This is a genomic window from Acinetobacter sp. YH16044 (assembly GCF_013417145.1).
In the GTDB taxonomy this organism is placed as follows: domain Bacteria; phylum Pseudomonadota; class Gammaproteobacteria; order Pseudomonadales; family Moraxellaceae; genus Acinetobacter; species Acinetobacter amyesii.
This window is the reverse complement of sequence record NZ_VPEK01000125.1, coordinates 1-1,712: the sequence shown is the minus strand read 5'-3', so window position 1 is coordinate 1,712 and position 1,712 is coordinate 1. Positions and strand designations below refer to the sequence as shown.

At 35.5% G+C, this 1,712-nt stretch carries 1 protein-coding gene; it reads left to right on the top strand.

The genetic code is table 11. The features are described from left to right. Positions 1-825: 825 nt before the first annotated feature. Positions 826-1,712, top strand: an 887-nt coding sequence (gene repM, locus FTV38_RS17405) for a replication initiation protein RepM (RefSeq protein WP_180023035.1), incomplete at its 3' end; no start/stop codon positions are given.

Genomic DNA, 1,712 nt, shown 5'->3' with positions numbered 1-1,712 from the left:
CTAAATCTGTTGCATCACATGCGTAATCTGCATGAGTAGGAACGTCATGCAGTAATACAGAAATTTCTTTATTCATTAAGCCACTCATTAATAATTATCTTAAGATTTTCTAAAATTAACATAATACACCTTATACGAAATGCGTTATAATTATCTATAGAAATCAATGCTGTAGTTTCTAGTTTATAGCCCGAACATCCCTGTTCGGGCTTTTTTTATGATTTTTCACGTTCCACGCCTATTATTTAAGCAATGTTTCACAACTTTGATTAGCTCCAGTAAATAATTAAAACCTAGATAATAAGAACCGAGCGAGTGTCTACGAGCGATTGAGCATCATCAAAATTTCGCCCTCGCCTTTTCTCTGATTACAAGCTCCCTTTCGATTTTAAACGGTAGGTACAGAGCATCCCGAATGGGTGCGAACTTTGGAGCTTTTGCTTTTCAAAAAGTATGAGCGAAGCGAATACATTACAAATGCTTTTGCTTTTAGATTTCACAAATAGGATTAACCAAAAACTGCCCCACGAAGCGAGGAACGAGCTTCAATAGAGTACGAGCTTTAGCGAGTACCTAGGGCAGTTTGCACTCCCCTCTCGAAAGGCTTTTAATTATTTTTAAAGCTTTTAAATGCTTTTAGATAAGCTGAAAACATTGATATGAGAGGACTACAGCTTATATAAGCACACAAATTCTCTTGTATAAGCACACAAATTCTCTTGTATAAGCACACAAATTCTCTTGTATAAGCACACAAATTCTCTTGATTTACACACATAAAATATATAGTGTGTAAATACACATTAATAATAACGTGTATTTAATATGAAGAATGGTTTAGTTGTGAAAGATAATGCATTAATAAACGCCAGTTATAATTTAGAACTAACGGAACAGCGTTTAGTCATGCTTGCAATCATTAATGCAAGGGAATTAGGGCGGGGTATTACGGCAGATAGCAAACTAGAAATACATGCTAGTGACTATGCAAAACTATTTAATGTATCACCTGATGCATCCTACAAAGCCCTGAAAGATGCCGTAAATAATCTATTTAACAGGCAGTTTAGCTATACAGCCGAATATAAAAAAACAGGGAAGGTAGGTATCGTTCGCTCTCGCTGGGTAAGCCGTATTTTTTATGTAGATGATTTGGCATTACTAGAAATTACTTTCGCACCTGATGTAGTTCCTTTAATCACTAGATTAGAAGAACACTTTACAAAATATGAAGCCAAACAAGTTGCACACCTAACCAGTAAGTATGCCACTAGACTTTATGAGTTATTAATCGCTTGGCGTGAAGTTGGTAAAACACCTGTTTTTGAACTACAACAATTACGTAAAAATTTAGGTGTTGAAGATGATGAATATCAACGTATGCACCATTTTAAAAGCCGTGTATTAGAAACTGCCATTACTCAAATCAATGAACATACAGACATAAAAGCCACTTATGAGCAACACAAGAAAGGGCGTACAATTACTGGGTTTTCATTCAAGTTTAAGCAGAAACAACAACCGAAAAAATTAGATTCTAAGCGTGACCCAAACACACCTGACTTTTTTATCAAAATGACCGATGCACAACGCCATTTATTTGCAAAAAAAATGTCAGAAATGCCTGAAATGGGGAAATATTCACAAGGTACAGAAAGCTACCAGCAATTTGCTATCCGTATAGCAGATATGCTGTTAGAGCCTGAAAAATT